Source organism: Bacillus sanguinis, assembly GCF_018332475.1.
In the GTDB taxonomy this organism is placed as follows: Bacteria; Bacillota; Bacilli; order Bacillales; family Bacillaceae_G; genus Bacillus_A; species Bacillus_A sanguinis.
In genome coordinates this window covers 1-440 of sequence record NZ_BOQB01000235.1, presented here as the reverse complement: position 1 = coordinate 440, position 440 = coordinate 1, and the positions used below count along the sequence as shown (strand labels likewise).

1 protein-coding gene is annotated in these 440 nt (G+C 33.0%); it reads right to left on the bottom strand.

Features of this window, described 5'->3' with window-relative positions; translation table 11 throughout:
- Window positions 1-440 (bottom strand): TcaA second domain-containing protein (locus KI369_RS22145; protein ID WP_438800513.1); only part of this gene is annotated, 440 nt, incomplete at both ends.

Below are 440 nucleotides of genomic sequence, written 5' to 3'. Positions count from 1 at the left end.
TTTTTATCATTTACATATATTTCAGCATTCTTCGCGGTTGTGCTAACATTCATGTAATAAGATTTCATATTGAACTTATACTTCGGATATAAGAACCATTCTTTCCCGTCTTCTATAATTCTCCCATCTTCAAAGGATACTGTACCACTTACTGAATCTTTAGCTATCGCCTCTTTTTGCAAGTAGTATAGTAATGCTTTATTGTATGAAGGATTGTCTTTTAAATAACGTATGTACGCCTGAATGTCTTCTGACTTCACTTTTAGACCTGGATCATCTACTTTCACAAACTCATCTATTGCACTAACATCGTTCTTTTGGAATGCCTCAAGCATTTCATTTACTTGCTTCTCTTTTGAAAACTTATATGCCCCAAATTGATATACTCCAAATAGTAAGGCAGCAATGACGATGAAACCAATGAAAAGAAATATATTTTT